This is a genomic window from Actinomadura decatromicini, assembly GCF_008121305.1.
In the GTDB taxonomy this organism is placed as follows: Bacteria; Actinomycetota; Actinomycetes; order Streptosporangiales; family Streptosporangiaceae; genus Spirillospora; species Spirillospora syzygii.
Genome location: NZ_VSRQ01000001.1, coordinates 1,356,800 through 1,375,202, shown reverse-complemented (window position 1 = coordinate 1,375,202; position 18,403 = coordinate 1,356,800). Strand labels below are relative to the sequence as shown.

Below are 18,403 nucleotides of genomic sequence, written 5' to 3'. Positions count from 1 at the left end.
CTCATCGATCCTGGTTCACAAAGGACGGTTCGGCGGCGCCGAGCGCTTTCGCGGCGGCGTCGACGACCGCGTCCGCGGAGATCTCCAGCAGGCCCGGGAAGGGCGCGCGGCCGTGCGGGTCGCCGTGCCACCCGGCCCACAGGACGTGGTGCCCGGCGCGCGGCGGCGGCCCCCAGCGGTCCGGCGGCTCCGGGCCGAACAGCAGCACCGACGGGGTGCGGTACGCGGTGGCGAGGTGCCCGACGCCGGTGTCTCCGCAGACCACCAGCCGGGCGTGCGCGACGAGCGCGGCCAGTTCCGGGAGCGGCGTGCGGCCGGACAGGTCGGCCGATTCTGGCAGCCCGGCGAGCCGGACGACGCGGCGCGCGAGGGCCGTCTCGCCGGGGCCGCCGGTGACGACGACGCGCTCGCCGCCGTCCCGCAGCGCCGCCGCGACGGCCGCGAACCGCTCGGCGGGCCACCGCCGCGCCGCGAACGCCGCGCCCGGATGGACGACGACGGCGCCGGGCGCGGGCGACGCCGCCGCGGGCTCCGGCAGGTGCAGGTCGGCGGGGTCGGCGGGGAAGCCGAACGCCGTGACGAGCCCGCACCAGCGGGCCACCTCGTGCTCCTCCGGATCCCAGCCGGGGCCGCCGGTGTATCCGGCGTCCTGGCAGGCGAAGGCGAGCAGTTGGCCCGGCGCTAGGGCGGCGAGGAGCCGGTGGCTCCGCGGCCCCTTCCCGTGCAGGTTGACGGCGACGTCCACCGGCCCGGCGGCGCGCGGGAGCGGCACCTCCAGCCCCACCGCGGGCAGGATGTCGTCCACGGCCCCGGACTCGCGGGCGAGCGGGCCGAGGACGGCCGGCGCGCCGAGCGTGATCCGCGCGCCGGGCATCCCGCGCCGCAGCGCCCGTAACGCCGGGACGGCGGTCAGCAGGTCGCCGAGCCCGAGTGCCCGGAGCACGAGCACCCGCTCGCGGCTCACGGCCACGACGGTTCCCGCGACGGGCACACGACCATCTCGCGCACCTCGCAGCCGCGCGGCTGGGAGAGCACGAACGCGATGGTCGCGGCGACGTCCTCGGGACTGTTGAGCCGCGCGTCGGGCCCCGGCTTGTACTGCTCGGGACGGCCGTCGAAGAACGCGGTGTCCATCCCGCCGGGCACGACCATCGTGACGGCGACCTTCCCCGCCATCTCGACGGCCAGGGCGCGGGTGAACCCGACGACGCCGAACTTGGACGCGCAGTAGGCGGTCGCGTCGCTCACGGCCTTGAGCCCCAGCGTGGACGCGACGGTCACGACCCGCCCCTGAGGCTCGTTCTCCAGGTAGGGGAGCGCGGCGCGCACGACGGCCGCCGTGCCGAGCAGGTTGACCTGGACGACCCGCTCCCAGTCCTCGGCCGGGACCTCGCAGAGCGTCCCGCACGCGTCGATGCCCGCCGCCGTGACGACGGCGTTGAGGCCGCCCGCCGCACGGGCCAGGCCGTGCACCGCGCGCTCGGCGGACTTGCGGTCGGCGAGGTCGGCCTGCATGTGCTCGACGTCGTCCTTCGGCGGATGGCGGTCGAGGACGAGGGGCCGTCCGCCGTCCGCGGCGACTTTGCGCGCGACGGCCGCGCCGAGCCCGGACGCGCCGCCGGTGATGAGGACGTTCATGACGCGGTTCCCTTCGTGGTGGCTTGAGTGGTGGCTTGGGTGGTGGACAGCAGGCGCGTGGTGGAGCGCCCTTCCAGCAGAGGCAGCAGGACCACCTCGCCGTCGTGGGCCCGGACCGTCTCGGCCTCGGGCAGGGTCGTCCCGGCGTAGTCGGCGCCCTTGACCCACAGGTCGGGGCGCAGCCGCTCCAGCAGCGCCGCCGGGGTGTCGTCGTCGAACACGACCGCCGCGTCCACGTCGCTGAGCGCCTCCAGCACCCGGACGCGGTCCTCGGCGGGCGTCACCGGCCGGGACGGCCCCTTCCGGCGGCGGACCGAGGCGTCGGAGTTGACGCAGACGACCAGGCAGTCGCCGAGCCGCCGCGCCTGCTGGAGCAGGCTGACGTGCCCGGCGTGCAGCAGGTCGAAGCAGCCGCCGGTCGCGACGACCGTGCCGCCCGCCCGCCGGGTCCGCTCGACGATGTCCCAGGCGTCCTCGCCCCGCTCCGGGACGAGCCGGGCCGTGCCGGTCTCGGCGAGCCGCGCCGCGACCGCCGCCGCGGCCCCCGCGCGGACGAACCCGGACGCCTGGTCGACGCCCGTCGTGACGGCGCCCGCGAGGTCCGCGCCGTCGGCGAGCGCGGCCGCGGCCCCGGCGGCGAAGGCGTCGCCCGCGCCGCACGTGTCGCCGCGGGCGGGCCGCGCCGGGGCGAGGAACGGGGCCTCCGAGCCGTCGCACAGCAGCGCGCCGTCCGCGCCGAGCGTGACCGCGACGCCGTCGATCCCCCAGGAGCGGCCGAGGTGGCGGCCGCGCCGCCCGGCCGCCGACAGCCCGGCGCCGGTGATGTCGGCGCCGTCCGCGGCGGCGAGCCGGGCGGCCTCCTCCTCGTTCGGGGTGAGCAGCCGGACGCCGGGCAGCGGCGGCTCGCCGCGCGGGTGCGGGTCCCACACGACGGGCACGTCGCGCGACAGCTCCCCGAGCCGCGCCCGGACGGCCCGGTGCCGGGTGACGCCCCGGCCGTAGTCGGCGACCAGCACCGCGCCCGCGCCCGCGATCGCGTCGATGACGCGCGGGCCGACCGGCCCGTCGAGCGCCTCGCCCTCCCCGGCGTCCAGCCGGGCCACCGACTGGTCGCCGGAGCGGATGCGCATCTTGCAGGGCGTCCCGCCGTGCAGGTGGAACGCGGCGACCTCCAGGTGCCGCTCCAGCATCGCGCGCAGCCGCCGTCCCGGTTCGTCGTCGGCGAGCGCGGTGACGAGCACCACCTCGCGCCCGCCCGCCGCGGCCAGCAGCGCCGCGAGGCCCGCGCCGCCCGGCCGGGGCAGCTCCGTCGCCGCCTCGATGACGGGGACGGGCGCGTCCGGGCAGAGCCGGGTGCTGGTGCCGACCACGTCGATGTCGAGCAGGACGTCGCCGACCACGACCAGCGGAGCGCCTCGGTCACGCATGCCGCACCCCCAGCGCGTCGTCGACCGCGCCGCACAGCAGGTGGATCGCGGCGAGGTGGATCTCCTGGACGGTCGACACGGCCGCCGCCCGCACGGTCACCGCGTCGTCGCACGCCTCGGCGAGCGGGTTCGGGCCCGGCCCGGTGATCGCCCAGGAGGTCATCCCGAGCGACCCGGCCCGGTGCGCGGCCGCGATCACGTTGGCGCTGCGCCCGCTGGTGGACAGGCAGACCAGCACGTCCCCCGGACGGCCGTGCGCCCGCACCTGCCGCTCGAACACGCTGACCGCGCCGTAGTCGTTGCCGATCGCCGTGACCGACGACGTGTCGGCGTGCAGCGGGATCGCCGACAGCGGGAGCCGCTCGTCCTCGAACCGGCCGACGAGCTCGGCGGTCAGGTGCTGCGCCTCGGCGGCGCTGCCGCCGTTGCCGCAGGCGAGCAGCCGCCCGCCGGAGTCGAGGACGCGGGCGAGCCGCCGTCCCCACGCCTCGATCGTCGGGACCTGGTCGCGGAACCGCAGCGCGGCGTCGGCGAGCGACTCCAGCCGCCGGTCGTGCCCGGCTCCAGCCCGGGTCTCCGTTCCCGTCTGCGCGGTCATCAGGCCGCCACCTCGCTCAGCGCGGCGGCGTGCCGGTAGACGCGGGCGGTGTCGGCGGCGACGCGGGCCCACGAGTAGCGCTCGCGCGCCCGTGCGCTCGCCGCCTCGCCCATCGCGGCCCGCGTCGCGGGCGCGGCCAGCAGCGCGCGGATCGCGGCGGCGGCCGCGTCCGGGTCGCGCGGCGGGACGAGCACGCCGGTGCCGCCGTCCACGACGGTGTCGAGGTGGCCGCCGACGCCGGTCGCCACGACCGGGACGCCGCAGGCCATCGCCTCCAGCGGCACCATGCCGAACGGCTCGTACCAGGGCAGCGTCACCACGAGGCTCGCCGAGCGCAGCAGCGGCGGCACCTCGTCGCGGCCGAGCCTGCCGAGGAACTCGACGCGGTCGGCGACGCCCGCGTCCGCCGCCGCCCGGCGGAGCCTGCGCACCTCCGGGTCGGCGTCGAAGTCCTCGTCCGGCGGGCCGCCCGCGATCAGCAGCTCGGCGTCCGGAAGCGCGGCCAGCGCGCGGATCGCGGTGTCGACGCCCTTGCGCTCGACGAGGCGGGACAGCACGACGAGCCGGTGCCGTCCGCCGCCGCCGGAGGCGGGGCCGTCCGGCGTGAACAGGCCCAGGTCGGCGCCGCACGGCACCACCCGGACGCGGCCGCGCGGGACGCCCATCGCGGTCAGCTCGCCGACCTCGTCCGAGCAGGTGGCGATCACGGCGGCGGCGGCGCGCCCGATCGCGCGCTCCAGCCGGACGCGCGCGGCCGGGCTCGTGTCCCTGTCCCCCTGGTGGCGGCGCTTGACGGAGCCGAGCGCGTGGTAGGTCTGCACGACCGGCACCCGCGGCGTCCCCGCGGCCTGCGCGGCCTGCGCGGCCTGGACGGCGGCGAGGCCGCTCATCCAGAAGTGCGCGTGCGCCACGTCCGGCGGGTCGGCCGCCCAGCGCCGCTCCAGGTGGGCGCCGAAGTCGCGCATCCACGGCAGCAGGTCGTCCTTGGCGACGGGCTTCGCCGGTCCGGCCGGGACGTGCTCCACGGTCACGCCCGGCGCGAGCCGCACCCGGTCGGGCGGGCCCGGCGCGTCCCGGCGCGTGTAGACGGTGACGTGGTGCCCCTGCCGCCCGAGTTCGGCGGCGAGTTCGGCGACGAACACGTTCTGCCCGCCCGCGTCCGCCCCGCCGAGGCCGGTGCCCGCCGGTCCGCGCGCGGCGGCGAGCGGGCTGGCGTGCTCGGAGATCATGGCAATCCTCATCGCGTTACCTCCTGGAGAGTTCGCCGCCAGTCGCGCAGGAAACGCGGCAGGCCGTACCGGTCGCTCGCCCAGGCCCGCGCCTCCTTGCCCATCTGGCGGGCGCGCGGGGGGTCGGCGGCCAGGCTCCGGGCGGCGTCCGCCAGCGTCGCGACCCGGGTGGACAGCACCCCGGCCTCCGGCGGCACCGCCTCGACCGCCTCGGTGGTGGCGAGCGCCACCACCGGCAGGCCGAGCATCATGGCCTCGATCAGCGCGAGGCCGAGGGACGTCCACCGGTAGGGGTGGACGTAGACGCGGCGGCGGGCGAGCTCCTCGTGCATCCTCGCCTGCGGCAGGTCCTCGAACGTCCACAGCGACTCGGGGGCGATGCCGAGCCGCTCGGGGACGCCGGTGACGTTCATCCCGAAAAGGTCGACGGGGACGGCGGCGGCCAGCTCGGGCAGCAGGTCCGCGCCGGTGAGGCGGCCGCGGCGCAGCGGGTCGTTGATGACGACGCCCGCGCGCGGCATGTCGGCGGCGTACCGGTAGCCGGGGTCGACGACGCCGTGCTCGATGACGGTCGTCGGGGCGCGGCCGCAGTTCCAGAACAGGTCGTTGAAGTGGGTGACGTGGACGACCGGGATGTCGGAGCGGTCGTGCAGGAAGTGCCTGCTGTCCGGGACGACCTCCTCGGGCGAACCCACGTCGGCCGGGGTGCGGCGCGGCGTGTCGTGCTCGACGTAGACGGCGGGGACGTCGCGTCCGGGGCGGCGTCCGAGCCACTCCTCCGCCAGATGCAGTTCGTGGGGGCGTTGCAGGACGACGACGTCGACGTCCTCGCGGCGGAGCCGTTCGGGTGTCACCTCGACGGCGCGGTCGGGCCAGTGGAAGGTGTCGGGGCGTCCCCTGCCGTCCGGTCCCCGGTCGGGGGTGACGGGGACGAGCGTGGTCTGCGGCCCGTGGACGAACGACGTCGCCCACGACCCGTGCACGTGCCACATCAGCACTCTCATCAGGCGGGCCCCTCCTTGGCGACGATCTCGACGGCCGCCGCGACCTGGTCGGCGGTGACCGACGACAGGCACGGGTGCCCGTCGATCGGGCACTCGCGGGCGCGGCTGTCCCGGCAGGCCGCGCCCTGGTCGCCGAGCAGCGCCAGCGGGACGCCGAACGGCGCCCACCGCGCCGCCGGGACGGTCGGCGCGAACAGCGACACGACCGGCGTGCCGACGGCCGCGGCCAGGTGGGCGGGGCCGGTGTTGGCGGCGACGACGGCGCGGGCGCCCGCCAGCACGGCCGCGAGCTCCGGCAGCCCGGTGCGGCCGCCGAGGTCGAGGCCGTCCTCCCCGGCGACGAAGGCGGTCAGCTCCTTCTCGTCGGCGTGGCCGGTCACGACCACCCGGTGCCCGGCCGCCGTGAGCAGCCGCACGGCCTCCGCGCAGTGCGCGGGCGGCCAGGCCCGCGCGGGGACGGACGTCCCCGGGTGCACCACCACGTAGCCGGGACGTCCGGTGAGGTGGCGGGTGTCGGGCAGCGGCCCGCGGACCCGCAGCCGGGTGTCGGCGGGGGTCGGGAACCCGGCCTCGTCCGCGAGGGCGAGCATCCGCTGCGGCTCCGGCACGTCGGTGTCGGGCCGGTGCCGCAGGTCGAGGAGGGAGCCGGGGTAGTCCTCGCTGATGCCGCCGATCCACGGCGTCCCGGCGAGCCGGAGCAGCAGCGCGAGCGGCAGCGGCGACTGGTGGAACGAGGTGAGGATCAGCGCCCGGTCGAACCCCTCCAGCTCCCGGACGAGGCCGTCGATCGCGGCGCGCTCGACCGGCACGTGGTCGGGGTCGATCCAGGGGGCGCGCCACTCGATGACGCGGTCGACGCCGGGCAGCATGTCCGCGGCGGCGCGGCCGCGCGGCCCGCACAGCAGGACGACCTCGGCGGCCCGCGCGGCGACCGCCCGCACGGCGGGCCCGGCGAGCAGCACGTCGCCGATGTTGTCCTGCCGCGCGACGAGGACCCTCGGCGGGGCCGTCCCCGGCCCGACCGGCCCGTTCACCGGCGGGGCCTTCCGTTGAGGACGAGTTCGACGGCGGCGACCAGCGTCGGCGCGATCTCCGGCGCCTTCGCGATCTCCGCCTCCAGGGTCCGGCCGGTCGGGACGAGGATGGCGCGCGCCCCGGCCGCCGCGGCGGCCTCGACGTCGCCGCCGACGTCGCCGATCACGGTGCAGTCGGACGGCCGCACCCCGAGCCGCTCGGCGGCCCGCTCGATCATCCCCGGCCGGGGCTTGCGGCAGCCGCAGCCGTCCGGCCCGTCGTGCGGGCAGAACTCCCAGGCGTCGACGCGGCCGAGCAGCTCCTCGACGCGGGCGTTCACGCGCCGGACGTCCCCGGCGGTGATGTGCCCCTTCGCCACCCCGGACTGGTTCGAGACGACGCCGACGCGGACGCCGTGCAGCCGCAGCCGGTCGAGGGCGCGGCGTGCGCCCGGCATGGGCTCGACTCGCGCCGGGTCGCCGTTGTAGGGGATGTCCCGGATCAGGGTGTCGTCGCGGTCGAACAGCACGACCCGCGCCGCGCCCCAGCCGCGCGCCCGCCGGTGGACGGCGAGGCCCCGCAGCCGGTGCCGGATCGCGGCGGGCGGGATGGCGGCGCTGGTGACCAGCATCTTCGCCACCTCGCCCGGGGTGCGCGGCCCCGGCCTGATCCGTTCGTAGGCGAACCGCGCGGTCAGCGCCGTCCAGACGCCGCCCGCGACGCCCGCCGCGACGGCCGAGCGCCGGTCGCGGAACGCGGCGGGAACGGCTGCCAGCGCCGTGAGCCCGGCGGCGGTGGTGAGCGCGTGACGGAGCAGCAGGCCGCGTCCCTCCCCGGCCCGGAGCCGCCAGTACCGGCCGTGCACCCGCCACATGAGGATGTCGTCGGCGTTGCCCGCCTGCGCCCGCACCGACGCCCAGAACCCGGCCGGGCGGACCGGGTGCGTCACCCGCCGCCCGCCGAGGACGAGGCCGTACCCGGCGTCCAGGGCGCGCAGCGCGAGGTCGGCGTCCTCCCGGTAGGCGCGGCGGAACCGCTCGTCGAACCCGCCGAGCTCGGCGAGCGCGCCGCGCCGGTAGGCCATGTCGGCGGTGATCCAGTCGGCGGACGCGAGCGCGGCGGTGTTGCGCTCCCAGTCGGTGGCGGCCCGGCCGCCGGGCGGCGGCGGGACGGTGACCCGCCCCTGGCACCCGCCGACCTCGGACGGCAGCCCCGCGAGGTCGGCCGCCAGCGCCTCCGGCCAGTCCGGATCGGGGACGACGTCGTCGTCCAGGAAGGCGACCCACTCGGACGCGGCCGCGCGCCAGCCGGTGTTGCGCGCGGCGGCGGGCCCGCGCCCGCCGGAGCGGACGACCCGGACCTCCGGCCCGGCCGACTCCGGTATCGGCAGCGGCGCGCCGGGCGCCGGCCGGTCGTCCACGACGACGATCTCGTGCGGCGCCGGTCCCGGCCCGGCCCGCAGGGCGGTGAGCAGCGCGTCCAGCGTGACGCGCAGGCTCGGCCTGCCGATGGTCGGGATGACGACGGTGTAGCTCATCGGGCGTGCACCTCCCGGCTGCGGACGACGTAGGGCCCGATGGCGAGCAGGTCGACCGGGGCCGAGCCGAAGCACTCCAGCGCGTCGCGCGGGTCGTCCACCATGGGCCGCCCGGCGGTGTTCAGGCTCGTGTTGACGAGGACGGGCAGCCCGGTGCGGCGGCGGAACTCCTCCAGCAGGCGCGCGACGAGCGGCTCGTCGGCGGCGTCGACCGTCTGGACGCGGGCGGTGCCGTCCACGTGCACGACGGCGGGGATCCGCGCGCGCCACTCGGGCCGCACGTCGTGCACGAACAGCATGTACGGGCTCGGCAGCGGCCCGTCGAAGATCCCGGCGGCGTGGTCGAGCGCGACCATCGGCGCGATCGGCCGGAACTGCTCGCGGCCCTTGACGTCGTTGAGCCGCTCGACGTTCTCCGCGTGTCCGGGGTGGGCGAGGAGGGAGCGGTGCCCGAGCGCGCGCGGGCCGAACTCGGAGCGCCCCTGGAACCAGGCGACGACCTCGTTGCGCGCGAGCGCGTCCGCGACGGTGGCGGCGAGGTCGTCCGGCCGCTCGTAGGGGATCTTCGCGGTGTCGAGGCGCGCGGCGATGTCCCGGTCGTCCCAGCGGCGGCCGAGGTCCGCGCCGGGCATCGCGGCCGGCGCGTCGCCGCCGGACCGGGCCACGTGCAGCGCCGCGCCGAGCGCGGTCCCGGCGTCGCCCGCGGCGGGCTGCACCCAGACCTCCTCGTAGGGGCCGTCCGCGGCGAGCCGGGAGTTCGCGACGCAGTTGAGCGCGACGCCCCCGGCGAGCGCCAGGCGGCGGCCGCCGGTCTGGGCGTGCAGCCAGGTCGCGAGGTCGAGGAGGACCTCTTCGAGCCGGGTCTGGACGCTCGCGGCGAGGTCGGCGTGGTCGCGGGTCCACTCGCCGTCCGGGCCGCGCGCCTTGGCGAGCGAGCCCCAGTCGATCGGCGCGACCGCGAAGCCGCCGTCGCCCGTCGCGCGGACGTGCTCGCGCAGCTCGTCCAGGAAGCGCGGCTCGCCGTAGGACGCGAGCGCCATGACCTTGTACTCGTCGCTGGAGCGCAGGAAGCCGAGGTGCTCGGTCAGGTCCTCGTACATCAGCCCGAGCGAGTGCGGGAGCCGCTGCGCGTGCAGCGGCATCAACTCGCCGCGCTCGTAGGTCCCGGCGAGGTGCGAGTGCGACTCGCCGCGGCCGTCCAGGACCAGCACGTCCCCCTCGCCGGGGCCGGGCGCGGCGAGCGCGGCGGACGCGGCGTGCGCAACATGGTGCGGGACGAACCGGACGATCCCCGGGTCCAGCCCGGGCAGCGCGGTGGCGAGGAAGTTCGGCGCGCGGCGCGCGTACAGCGTCCGGAGCCGCTCCCAGTCCCGGTCGTGGCCGTCGAGGCCGGGCTCGACCAGGGACGGGTCGTAGGAGTAGGCGACGGCGTCGAGCGCGCCGGGCTCCAGCCCGGCCTCGTCGAGGCACCACCGCGCGGCCTTCTCCGGCAGTTCCCAGGCGGAGAAGGGGACCGGGCGCTTTCCGTGTTTGCGGCGGCTGAGCCGCTCCTCCTCCGCGGCCGCGACGACGGCGCCGTCGCAGACCAGGGCGGCGGCCGGGTCGTGGAAGATCGCATTGATTCCGAGCACGCGCATGTGTCCCCGTTTCTGCGCCACGTCGGTGAGGAAGGGATCTTCGATGCCTGCGTCGTAGGCATCGACCTCCGCTGAACCGGAGCGAATCCCCTATAGGTCATTCGCCCATTGCCCGGAGCCGGACACCTAAACAGAAGCAGCCCGAAGTTCCTTTAATTTGATGATTTACCGGCATATTCAACTTTTCACGCATGGTGCGGAGGACGCCGGGTACCGGCCGGGGCGATGCGCTTCACCGTCGTCCTCATCACCCGTGACCGGCGGCGCTCCCTGCTCGCCGTCCTCGCCCGCGCCCGCGCGCTCACCGAGAGCGCGCCGGTCGTCGTGGTCGACAACGCGTCGCGGGACGGGTCTCCCGACGCCGTCGCCGACGAGTTCCCGGACGTCACCCTGATCCGTTCGCCGCGCAACCTCGGGGCCGTCGCCCGCAACGTCGCCGTCGACCACGTCCGCACCCCGTACGTCGCGTTCTGGGACGACGACACCTGGTGGGACCCGGACGCGCCGTCCCGCGCCGCCGACCTGCTCGACGCGCACCCGCGGCTCGCCGTCGTCACCGGCCGGATCCTGGTGGAGCCGGGCGGGCGCGAGGACCCGATCGTGCCGGAGCTGCGGCACTCGCCGGTGTCCGGACCGCCGTGGCTGCCGGGGCCCGCGCTCGGGTCGTTCCTCGCCGGGGCGTCGATGCTCCGGACCTCCGCGTTCCGCGAGGCGGGCGGGTTCTCCGCGCGGCTGTGGCTCGGCGGCGAGGAGGAGCTGCTCAGCGCCGACCTGATGACCCTCGGCTGGCAGCTCTGCTTCGCCGAGGACGTCGTCGTGCACCACGAGCCGTCCCGGCTCCGCGAGCCGCACCTGCGCCGCCGCCACGGCATCCGCAACACGCTGTGGTTCACCTGGCTGCGCCGCCCGCTGCCGGTGGCGCTGCGCCGCACGGCCGGGCTGCTGCGCACCCTGCCGCGCGACCGCGTGACGGCGGGCGCGCTCGGGGCGGCGGCGGCCGGGCTGCCCTGGGTCGTCCGCGCGCGCCGGCCGCTGCCGCCCGACGTGGAGGCGCGGCTGCGCAGCCTGGAGACGTCCCAGCGCGGGTCCACGGCCCGCCGCTACGTGAGCTAGGGAGCCCCATGCCCGCAGTGACGATCGTCGTCGCCACCCGCGACCGCGCGCCGGAGCTGCGCCGCAGCCTCCGCCACCACACGGCCCCGGTGATCGTGGCCGACAACGCCTCCGCCGACGGCACCGCCGACGTCGCCGCCGAGTCAGGGGCGACCGTGCTGCGCCTGCCCGGCAACCTCGGCGCCGCCGCGCGCAACGTCGCCGTCCGGCGCGCCGCCACCCGCTACGTCGCCTTCGCCGACGACGACTCCTGGTGGGCCCCGGGGAGCCTGGACCGCGCGGCGGCGATCCTGGACGCCCATCCCCGCACGGCGCTGCTCGCCGCGCGGGTGCTGGTCGGCGCGGAGGAACGGCTCGACCCCGTCTCGGGGGAGATGGCCCGCTCGCCCCTCGGCCGCCCGGACGGCCTGCCCGGACCGGCCGTCCTCGGCTTCCTCGCCTGCTCGGTCGTCGTCCGGCGGGACGCGTTCCTCGACGCGGGCGGCTTCTCCGACGTCCTCCACTTCGGCGGCGAGGAGGAGCTGCTCGCGCTCGACCTCGCCGCCGCCGGATGGGGCCTCGCCTACGCGGCGGAGCTGGTCGTCCACCACCATCCGGCGACGACGGGCCGCGACCCGGTCGCGCGCCGCCGGAGGCAGGTCCGGAACCGGCTGCTCACCGCGTGGCTGCGCCGCCCGCTCCCGGCGGTCGCCCGCGCCGCCGCCGCCGCGCTCGGCAGCCGGGACGGCCGCGCCGGGCTCGCCGCCGCCGTCCGCGTCCTGCCCGCGCTGGCGCTCGCGCGGCGTCCCGTCCCGCCCGCCGTGGAGGCCGCCCGCGCCCGCCTGCCGGACTACTGACGTTTTCCTCGACGTTTCACCGCGCTGACCCGGGTACCTCGCGGGAGCAGACCCGCACCGGACCCGGAGGGAGGCGCGGATGCGCGCCGTCGTCATCAACTGCACCCTGAAGCGTTCGCCGGAGACCTCGAACACCCACGCGCTCGCCGCTGTGGTGGAGGACGCGCTGCGCGCCAGGGACGTCGAGGTGGAGAGCATCCGCGCCGTGGACCTGGACATCCCGCCCGGCGTGGAGACCGACCTCGGCGACGGCGACCCGTGGCCCGCCGTCCACAAGTCGCTGCTGGAGTCGGAGATCCTGATCCTCGCGACGCCGACGTGGGCGGGGCAGCCGTCCTCGGTCGCCCAGCGGGTCGTCGAGCGGATGGACGCGATGCTGTCGGAGACCGACGACGACGGCCGTCCCGTCGCCTTCAACCGGGTCGCGGGCGTGATCGTCACCGGCAACGAGGACGGCGCCCACCACGTGATCAACAACCTGAGCGGCGCGCTGAACGAGTTCGGCTACACGATCCCCGGCCAGGCGTGGACGTACTGGAACCGCGGCCCCGGACCGGGCCCGAGCTACCTGGAGACCGAGGAGGGCCACGACTGGTCGCACAGCACCGGACGCGCGATGGCCGCCAACCTGGTCGCCGCCGCCTCGGCGCTCGCCGCGAACCCGATCCCGGCCCCGCCGTCCTGACCCTGCCCGGGTGACCAGGGCGGAGCGGCGCATCCGGCTGGCGATGCACGCGGGGTTCTTCCTGCTGCTCGCCGCGTCGGCGTCCCGGCTGGCGGTCAGGCACGGGCTGGACGGTGCGACGCCCGCGCTGCTCGCGCTGAGCGGGGTCCTCGGCGCCGGCTACGCGCTGGGCGCCGTCCGCTGGGACGCGCTCGGCCGCCGGGGCCGCCTCGGCTGGCTCGCCGCCGTGCTCGTGTGCTGGCTCGCCCTGGTCGCCGCCGCGCCGAGCTTCGCCTGGTGCGCCGTCCCGCTGTTCTTCGCCGCGCTGCGGCTGCTGTCGCCGCGCGCCGCCGTCGCCGCCGTCGTGGTGATCACCGGCGCGGTGATCTTCGCGGCCGTCTACCTGACCGACCCGTTCGACCCGAGCCTCGTGCTCGCCCCGATCGCGGTCGCCGGGATGGCGGCCGTGATCCTCCTGGAGTTGCAGCGGCTCGTCGACGACCTGGTCCGCACCCGCGGCGAGCTGGCCGACACGCAGCGGGCGGCCGGGGTGCTGGCGGAGCGCGAGCGGCTGGCCCGCGAGATCCACGACACGCTCGCGCAGGGCCTCACCAGCCTCGGGATCCTGCTCCAGGCGGCCGACCGGCAGTGGGACGCCGCGCCGGAGGCGGCCCGCAGCCAGCTGCGCCGGGCCGCCGACGTCGCCGCCGCGAACCTCGACGAGGCGCGCCATTTCGTCCGGGCGCTGGCCCCGCCCGCGCTGGCGTCCGGGTCCCTGCCCGCCGCGCTCGCGGAGCTGGCCGACGCGGAGGCCGGAGACCCGCGGGTACGGTTCCGGACGGCGGGGGACGAGTACCCCGTGGACGTCCAGGTGCAGGCGGCGCTGCTCCGCGTCGCGCAGGGAGCCGTCGCCAACGCGCGCGAGCACGCCGCCGCGACGGCGGTGACGCTCACGCTGACCTACCTGGACGACGCCGTGTCCCTGGACGTGGCCGACGACGGCTCCGGCTTCGACCCCGCCGCCGTCGCGTCCGCCCCCGGACGCGGATACGGGCTCCGGGCCATGCGGGACCGGATGGCCGAAGTCGGCGGCGCCCTCGCGGTCGAGAGCGCTCCGGGCGCCGGAACCGTCGTCGCCGCGACGGCCCCGCGCCGCGCGGCACGGCCGTCGAGCCCGGAGGAGCGAGGATGAGCGTGGTCCGGGTGACGATCGTGGACGACCACCCCGTCGTGCGGGCCGGGCTGCGCGCCCTGTTCGGCGGAGAGCCGGACATCGAGGTGGTCGCGGAGGCGGCGGACGGTGAGGAGGCGGTCCGGCGGGTGGGGCTCGTGCCGACCGACGTCGTCCTGATGGACCTCCAGCTCGGCGGGGGGATCGACGGCGTCGAGGCGACCCGGCGGATCCTCGCGCTGCCGGACCCGCCGCGCGTCCTCGTCCTCACCACCTACGACTCCGACGCCGACGTCTCCCGCGCGATCGCGGTCGGCGCGGCGGGCTACCTGCTCAAGGCGGGCCCGCCGGACGAGCTGTTCCAGGGCATCCGCACGGCCGCGCGCGGCGAGACGGCGCTGTCGCCGGAGGTCGCGACCCGCCTCGCGGACCGGCTGCGCGAACCCGCGCCCGCGCTCAGCCCACGGGAGATCGAGATCCTCGAACTGCTGGCCGAGGGCCTGTCCAACCAGCGGATCGCGCGCCGCCTGCTGATCAGCGAGGCCACCGTCAAGACGCACCTGGTGCACATCTTCGCCAAGCTCGGCGTCGGCACCCGCACGGCCGCCGTCGCCGCGGCCGTCGAGCGGCGCCTCATCCGCCTCCCCGGCTGAGACGGCCCGGCGGGTCCGCGGGCTCGATGGCGACGCGTGACGGCGCCTTCTTCCTCCTCACACGCTTCCTCCTCCACGGTCGCCGCGCGACGTCCGGCTCCCATCGGACGATCGGCGGGACGTGCCGCGCCGTCCGGTTGACGCCCGCGTCAACCGATCGGTTGATTTCGCCGGACCCGCCGCCTGAGAACGACCCGTCGAAAGCCCTTGTCCCGCCGGGGAATTCGGGAGGGCAGGCCGCGCCGCACGCATAATCTATTTGCCGTTCCGAGTTGCCGTCGCCGTTTTCCGCTGCCTATTCTCCGCTGCACCGGTCGAAGTCCGGCCGGACGCCGAATCCCCCGAAAGGGGAGCCGGGGACCCAGGTTCCTCCGGGGTGAATCCGCTGGCCGCCAGCGGTAGGGCCGTCTCCTGGCCCGAACCCGTCAGCTAACCCGGCAGGCGGAAAAGGAGAGGTGGACGCCAGTGCGAACGGGCATCCGGAAAATGATCGGAAAGCGTAGGCGGGGCAGAATGCTGCTGATGGTCCTGGTGATCGCCGGGGGCGTCGCCGTCCCGCTGGCCGTGACCGCGGGAACGGCGAGCGCGCCCGAGGCGGAGCGACCCGCCGAGGCCGCCGCAGCGCCGATGACGCGGACCGAGAAGAAGGTGACGGCCCCGGCGTCCCGCCCTTACGGGGTGGACGTCTCGCATCACGACAAGGGGTTCGACTGGAGCCAGAAGAAGCTCTCGTTCGGCATCGTCAAGGCCACCGAGGGCGTCGAGCACAAGGACTCGACCTTCGACCGCAACTGGGCGGAGATCCAGGAGAACGGGCTGGTCAGGGGCGCCTACCATTACGGCCGTCCCGGCAACGACCCGGTGCGGGAGGCCGACCACTACCTCAAGACGGTGACGTCCGCCGGACTGCGTTCGGGCGACCTGCTCGTCCTCGACCTGGAGACCACGGACGGCCGCTCCAAGAGCGAAGTGAACGACTGGGCCAAGCGCTGGCTGGAGCGCGTTCAGCAGAAGACCGGCGTCAAGCCGCTCTTCTACAGTTCGTGGTCGTTCGCGAAGGAATACGGCAAGGGCCTCGGCCTATATCCGCTGTGGGTCGCGCATTACGGAAAGGCGCGCGGACGGGTCGCCGCCCCTACGCCGTGGAAGCAGTGGGCCATTCATCAGTATGCGTCCACCGACCACGACCACAACGTGTCCCGGCTTTCCGCGGACGGGCTCCGGCAACTCGGCTACGACCCTTCGGCGCGGAGTTCCGGCTGACCGGCGTCCTACGGAATTCCCGCGCAGGTCTCGCGGATGACGTGGCGGGCGTTGGCCGAGATGACGTGATTGGTGGCCCGGTAGTAGGGGAGCTGGATGAGGGCCATCGACAGCGCTCGGCCGCGCCCGCGCGTCCAGGCGGCGTCGTCCAGGCCGACCTCGTCGCGGAAGACCCGCCTCGCCGGGGCGGGGAGCAGGTTCCACGCGGGGATCAGGTCGCAGGCGGGGTCGCCGACCCCGCCGGTCGAGAAGTCCAGGACGGCCGTGAGCCTGCCCCGCGCGACGAGCAGGTTGCTGGGCATGAGGTCGGCGTGCACCCACTGCGGGGCGTCGCTCCACGGTGGGGCGGCGAGCGCGGCCTCCCAGGTCGCGAGGGCGGCGTCGGCGTCGAAGGGCTCGTCGGTGCGGCGCAGGTCCTCGATCGCGTCGCGCGTGGCGGCGTCGAGGTCCGCCAGCGGGCCGCCGCGATGGGCGGTCGGCGCGCCGGCGGCGCCGACCCGCCGCAGCGCCGTGACGAACGCCGCCAGGTCGCGCGCCAGCGGTTCGGCCTCGGTGAGACGGCCCTCGACCGGGGTCTCCCCGGGGATCCACCGGTGGACCGACCAGGCGAACGGATACCCGCCGGCGGGCCGTCCCTCCGCGACCAGGGAGGGGATCGCGACGGGCAGCGCGGGCGCGAGCCGGTCCAGCCACCGCCGCTCCCACCGCAGCGCCTTGACCCCTCCGGCCGTGAGGGGAAGCCTCACCGTCAGCGTTCCGCCGAGCCGGTAAATCGCATTGACGGTCCCACCCGAATCCAGCCTTCTCACGGGGAGATCGGCCCACTCGGGAAACTGCCCGCGGATCAGGCGCTCGACGAGATCCGCATCGATGTCCACCTCATCGTCATGCATCTTGGCCACGCGACGAGGAGATCGCCGCGACGCCGAATCCGTCAACCGACTACCGGCGAGCGCGAACGGCACGGCGTCCGGCGCGAACCACCCGACCAGACTCCGGTCGAGGCCGCGGCCGCCGAGGGCCGGACGCATGTCCGAAATGCCCGTTGTCTTCCCGGGCCGCCGAAGGGCGTCGCCCACCGAAAAATGGAACGGTCTTAAATGGTGTGGACGGTGACGAAAAGTGATTGGACGATAACAATTTTCGCATCGGAGTGCGGCCGGGCGGGCCGGATGTCATGCCGACTAGCTGGTATCTGATATACGGCGAGCGAAGATCTTGGCAGTTTCAACCCTTGTTAAGGGCGTCATTCATTCAGCACAATTCCGGAAACCGTCATCCTGGGCCGACCCCCTCACCCCCGCCACCCCCAGGAGGCTCCCCGTGAGGTCCGTTCCGCTGATCGTGCTCGTGGGCGGCACCGCCGTCCTCGTCGCCACCGCTCCCTACATGATCACTCAGTCCCCCGACTCCGCCCTCGCCCCCGCTCCCGCCCCCGACCTGCTGCCCAAGCGCGCGCCCGCCCCGGACGGCGACCCGCTGAACGAGGCCGCGGCCGGCCGCGTCGCCGCCGATGCCCAGGCCGGCGTCCCGGCCCGCGGCCGCCACCGGTCGTCCGCGTCCGAGCCCGGTCGCGAATCGGCCCCCGACCCCGCGGTTCCGGCTCCCGTGGTGGCGGCCCCCGGCTCGCCGTCCAAGCCCGGGAAGGCCAGGCCGGGCAGACCCGACCCCGGCAAGCCCAAGCCGGGGCCCGTGACCAAGCCCGATCCCCCCGCGGGCCACGATCCCGTGACTCCGCCAGACCCCGATCCGCCGAAGGGCGACGACCCCGACCCCGAGCCGCCCGCGCATCCCGGCCTGCTCATCACCCCGGATCCCGAGGGCGGCGAGACGATCTTCGCGCGCGGCGGCGTCCGCTGCACCCTGGGCTTCAACGTGCGCAAGGCCGGCAGCTACTACTTCCTCACCACGGGCGGCTGCGCCGAGGTGGGCCTGAAGCTGTACGCCGATCCGACGCTGGTCATCGAGCTCGGCACCGTCGTCGCGGTCAGGAACTCCACCGCGCTCGTCCGCTACGTCAGCCCCCACGTGGAGAGGCCCGGCAGCGTCGGGACGCCATCGGGTTCGCAGGACGTCCTGGCGGCGCGCGCCCTGGAGGTCGGCCACCGCGTCTGCCGCACCAGCCCCGACACCGGGATCAAGTGCGGCACCGTGACGGCGCGCAACCAGAGCGTGCGACTCCGAGGAGGGACGATCACCGGCCTGGTGAAGACGACCATCTGCACGGAGTCCGGCGACGCTCCGGGAACGCCCTACCTCTCCGGCCCCTTCGCGGTCGGTCTGGGAATCGGCGCCGGCGGAAACTGCGAGGGTGGTGGAACGTCCTTCATCCAGCCGCTCGACGGAGTCCTCTCCGCGTTCGACGTCGAAATCTACTGAGACCTTTCCTCCACGGCTCGCTCCGATGCCAATGGCATCCTTGCGAGCATGAAGGTGGTCGTCGTTGCTGGGGCAGGTTGCTTTGGCTAGGCGGGCGCTGCGTCATGTGCGCGACGGAAGCGCGATCGTGCTCTCACCGGCGGCACTTCTTCGCCGCCCCGCTGAATGGCGGTTCGCTGGGCGCCCTCGTCAATGCGGGGCAGTAAAGGTTCGTGAATGCGGGGCAAGGTTCGTGCGCAC

Annotated in this window: 17 protein-coding genes and 1 riboswitch; of the genes, 7 read left to right on the top strand and 10 right to left on the bottom strand. The window is 75.8% G+C overall.

Annotated elements, in window-relative coordinates; all coding sequences use genetic code 11:
• Position 1 precedes the first annotated feature (1 nt).
• From FXF68_RS05615 to FXF68_RS05575, 9 genes are read right to left on the bottom strand one after another with little or no spacing between them, the layout of a single operon-like run.
• Positions 2 to 964 carry a glycosyltransferase family 9 protein gene (locus FXF68_RS05615; RefSeq protein ID WP_246178331.1) on the bottom strand — a complete coding sequence of 321 codons (963 nt, stop codon included), beginning with the start codon at positions 962 to 964 and terminating at the stop codon, positions 2 to 4.
• Positions 961 to 1,638 (bottom strand): SDR family oxidoreductase, encoded by a 678-nt coding sequence (locus tag FXF68_RS05610; protein ID WP_148757781.1) that lies wholly within the window; start codon positions 1,636 to 1,638, stop codon positions 961 to 963. The genes FXF68_RS05615 and FXF68_RS05610 overlap by 4 nt, the downstream gene beginning before the upstream one ends.
• Positions 1,635 to 3,065: a D-glycero-beta-D-manno-heptose 1-phosphate adenylyltransferase gene (gene rfaE2, locus FXF68_RS05605; protein WP_148757780.1), complete on the bottom strand. Its 1,431-nt coding sequence runs from the start codon at positions 3,063 to 3,065 to the stop codon at positions 1,635 to 1,637. The genes FXF68_RS05610 and rfaE2 overlap by 4 nt, the downstream gene beginning before the upstream one ends.
• Entirely contained in the window at positions 3,058 to 3,663 is a 606-nt protein-coding gene (locus FXF68_RS05600; RefSeq protein WP_148757779.1) for a D-sedoheptulose-7-phosphate isomerase, read from the bottom strand. The genes rfaE2 and FXF68_RS05600 overlap by 8 nt, the downstream gene beginning before the upstream one ends.
• Entirely contained in the window at positions 3,663 to 4,904 is a 1,242-nt protein-coding gene (locus tag FXF68_RS05595) for a glycosyltransferase (RefSeq protein ID WP_148757778.1), read from the bottom strand. Before FXF68_RS05595 ends, FXF68_RS05600 begins: the two co-directional genes overlap by 1 nt.
• The gene (locus tag FXF68_RS05590; RefSeq protein WP_148757777.1) at positions 4,901 to 5,896 is read right to left on the bottom strand and encodes a glycosyltransferase family 4 protein; all 996 of its coding nucleotides are present in this window, start codon (positions 5,894 to 5,896) and stop codon (positions 4,901 to 4,903) included. The genes FXF68_RS05595 and FXF68_RS05590 overlap by 4 nt, the downstream gene beginning before the upstream one ends.
• Complete coding sequence (locus FXF68_RS05585) at positions 5,896 to 6,930, bottom strand: glycosyltransferase family 9 protein (RefSeq protein WP_148757776.1); 1,035 nt, start codon at positions 6,928 to 6,930, stop codon at positions 5,896 to 5,898. The genes FXF68_RS05590 and FXF68_RS05585 overlap by 1 nt, the downstream gene beginning before the upstream one ends.
• Positions 6,927 to 8,447, bottom strand: coding sequence for an HAD-IIIA family hydrolase (locus tag FXF68_RS05580; RefSeq protein WP_148757775.1), 1,521 nt, complete (start codon positions 8,445 to 8,447; stop codon positions 6,927 to 6,929). The genes FXF68_RS05585 and FXF68_RS05580 overlap by 4 nt, the downstream gene beginning before the upstream one ends.
• The gene (locus FXF68_RS05575; protein ID WP_148757774.1) at positions 8,444 to 10,084 is read right to left on the bottom strand and encodes a carbamoyltransferase family protein; all 1,641 of its coding nucleotides are present in this window, start codon (positions 10,082 to 10,084) and stop codon (positions 8,444 to 8,446) included. The genes FXF68_RS05580 and FXF68_RS05575 overlap by 4 nt, the downstream gene beginning before the upstream one ends.
• Positions 10,085 to 10,309: 225 nt before the next feature.
• Here FXF68_RS05575 and FXF68_RS05570 point away from each other — a divergent pair, with 225 nt between their 5' ends.
• The 6 genes from FXF68_RS05570 (at position 10,310) to FXF68_RS05545 (ending at position 15,784) form a co-directional block, all read left to right on the top strand.
• On the top strand, positions 10,310 to 11,197 hold the full coding sequence (locus FXF68_RS05570; RefSeq protein WP_148757773.1) for a glycosyltransferase family 2 protein: 888 nt from the start codon (positions 10,310 to 10,312) through the stop codon (positions 11,195 to 11,197).
• Between the two features lie 8 nt (positions 11,198 to 11,205).
• Entirely contained in the window at positions 11,206 to 12,033 is an 828-nt protein-coding gene (locus FXF68_RS05565; protein WP_148757772.1) for a glycosyltransferase family 2 protein, read from the top strand.
• A 79-nt stretch (positions 12,034 to 12,112) separates the two neighbouring features.
• Positions 12,113 to 12,718 (top strand): flavodoxin family protein, encoded by a 606-nt coding sequence (locus FXF68_RS05560; protein ID WP_148757771.1) that lies wholly within the window; start codon positions 12,113 to 12,115, stop codon positions 12,716 to 12,718.
• 10 nt (positions 12,719 to 12,728) lie between these two features.
• Complete coding sequence (locus FXF68_RS05555) at positions 12,729 to 13,889, top strand: sensor histidine kinase (protein WP_246178330.1); 1,161 nt, start codon at positions 12,729 to 12,731, stop codon at positions 13,887 to 13,889.
• The gene (locus FXF68_RS05550) at positions 13,886 to 14,521 is read left to right on the top strand and encodes a response regulator (protein ID WP_148757770.1); all 636 of its coding nucleotides are present in this window, start codon (positions 13,886 to 13,888) and stop codon (positions 14,519 to 14,521) included. The genes FXF68_RS05555 and FXF68_RS05550 overlap by 4 nt, the downstream gene beginning before the upstream one ends.
• 320 nt (positions 14,522 to 14,841) lie before the next feature.
• A riboswitch (cyclic di-AMP (ydaO/yuaA leader) is annotated at positions 14,842 to 14,981 on the top strand.
• A gap of 53 nt (positions 14,982 to 15,034) precedes the next feature.
• Positions 15,035 to 15,784: a glycoside hydrolase family 25 protein gene (locus tag FXF68_RS05545; protein ID WP_187437743.1), complete on the top strand. Its 750-nt coding sequence runs from the start codon at positions 15,035 to 15,037 to the stop codon at positions 15,782 to 15,784.
• A gap of 8 nt (positions 15,785 to 15,792) precedes the next feature.
• Here the strand turns inward: FXF68_RS05545 and FXF68_RS05540 are convergent, their stop codons facing one another.
• Positions 15,793 to 16,677 carry an aminoglycoside phosphotransferase family protein gene (locus FXF68_RS05540; protein ID WP_148757768.1) on the bottom strand — a complete coding sequence of 295 codons (885 nt, stop codon included), beginning with the start codon at positions 16,675 to 16,677 and terminating at the stop codon, positions 15,793 to 15,795.
• 430 nt (positions 16,678 to 17,107) lie between these two features.
• Between FXF68_RS05540 and FXF68_RS05535 the strand changes: the two genes are divergently transcribed.
• Positions 17,108 to 18,163, top strand: a complete 1,056-nt coding sequence (locus tag FXF68_RS05535) for a S1 family peptidase (RefSeq protein WP_148757767.1) — start codon at positions 17,108 to 17,110, stop codon at positions 18,161 to 18,163.
• Positions 18,164 to 18,403 lie beyond the last annotated feature (240 nt).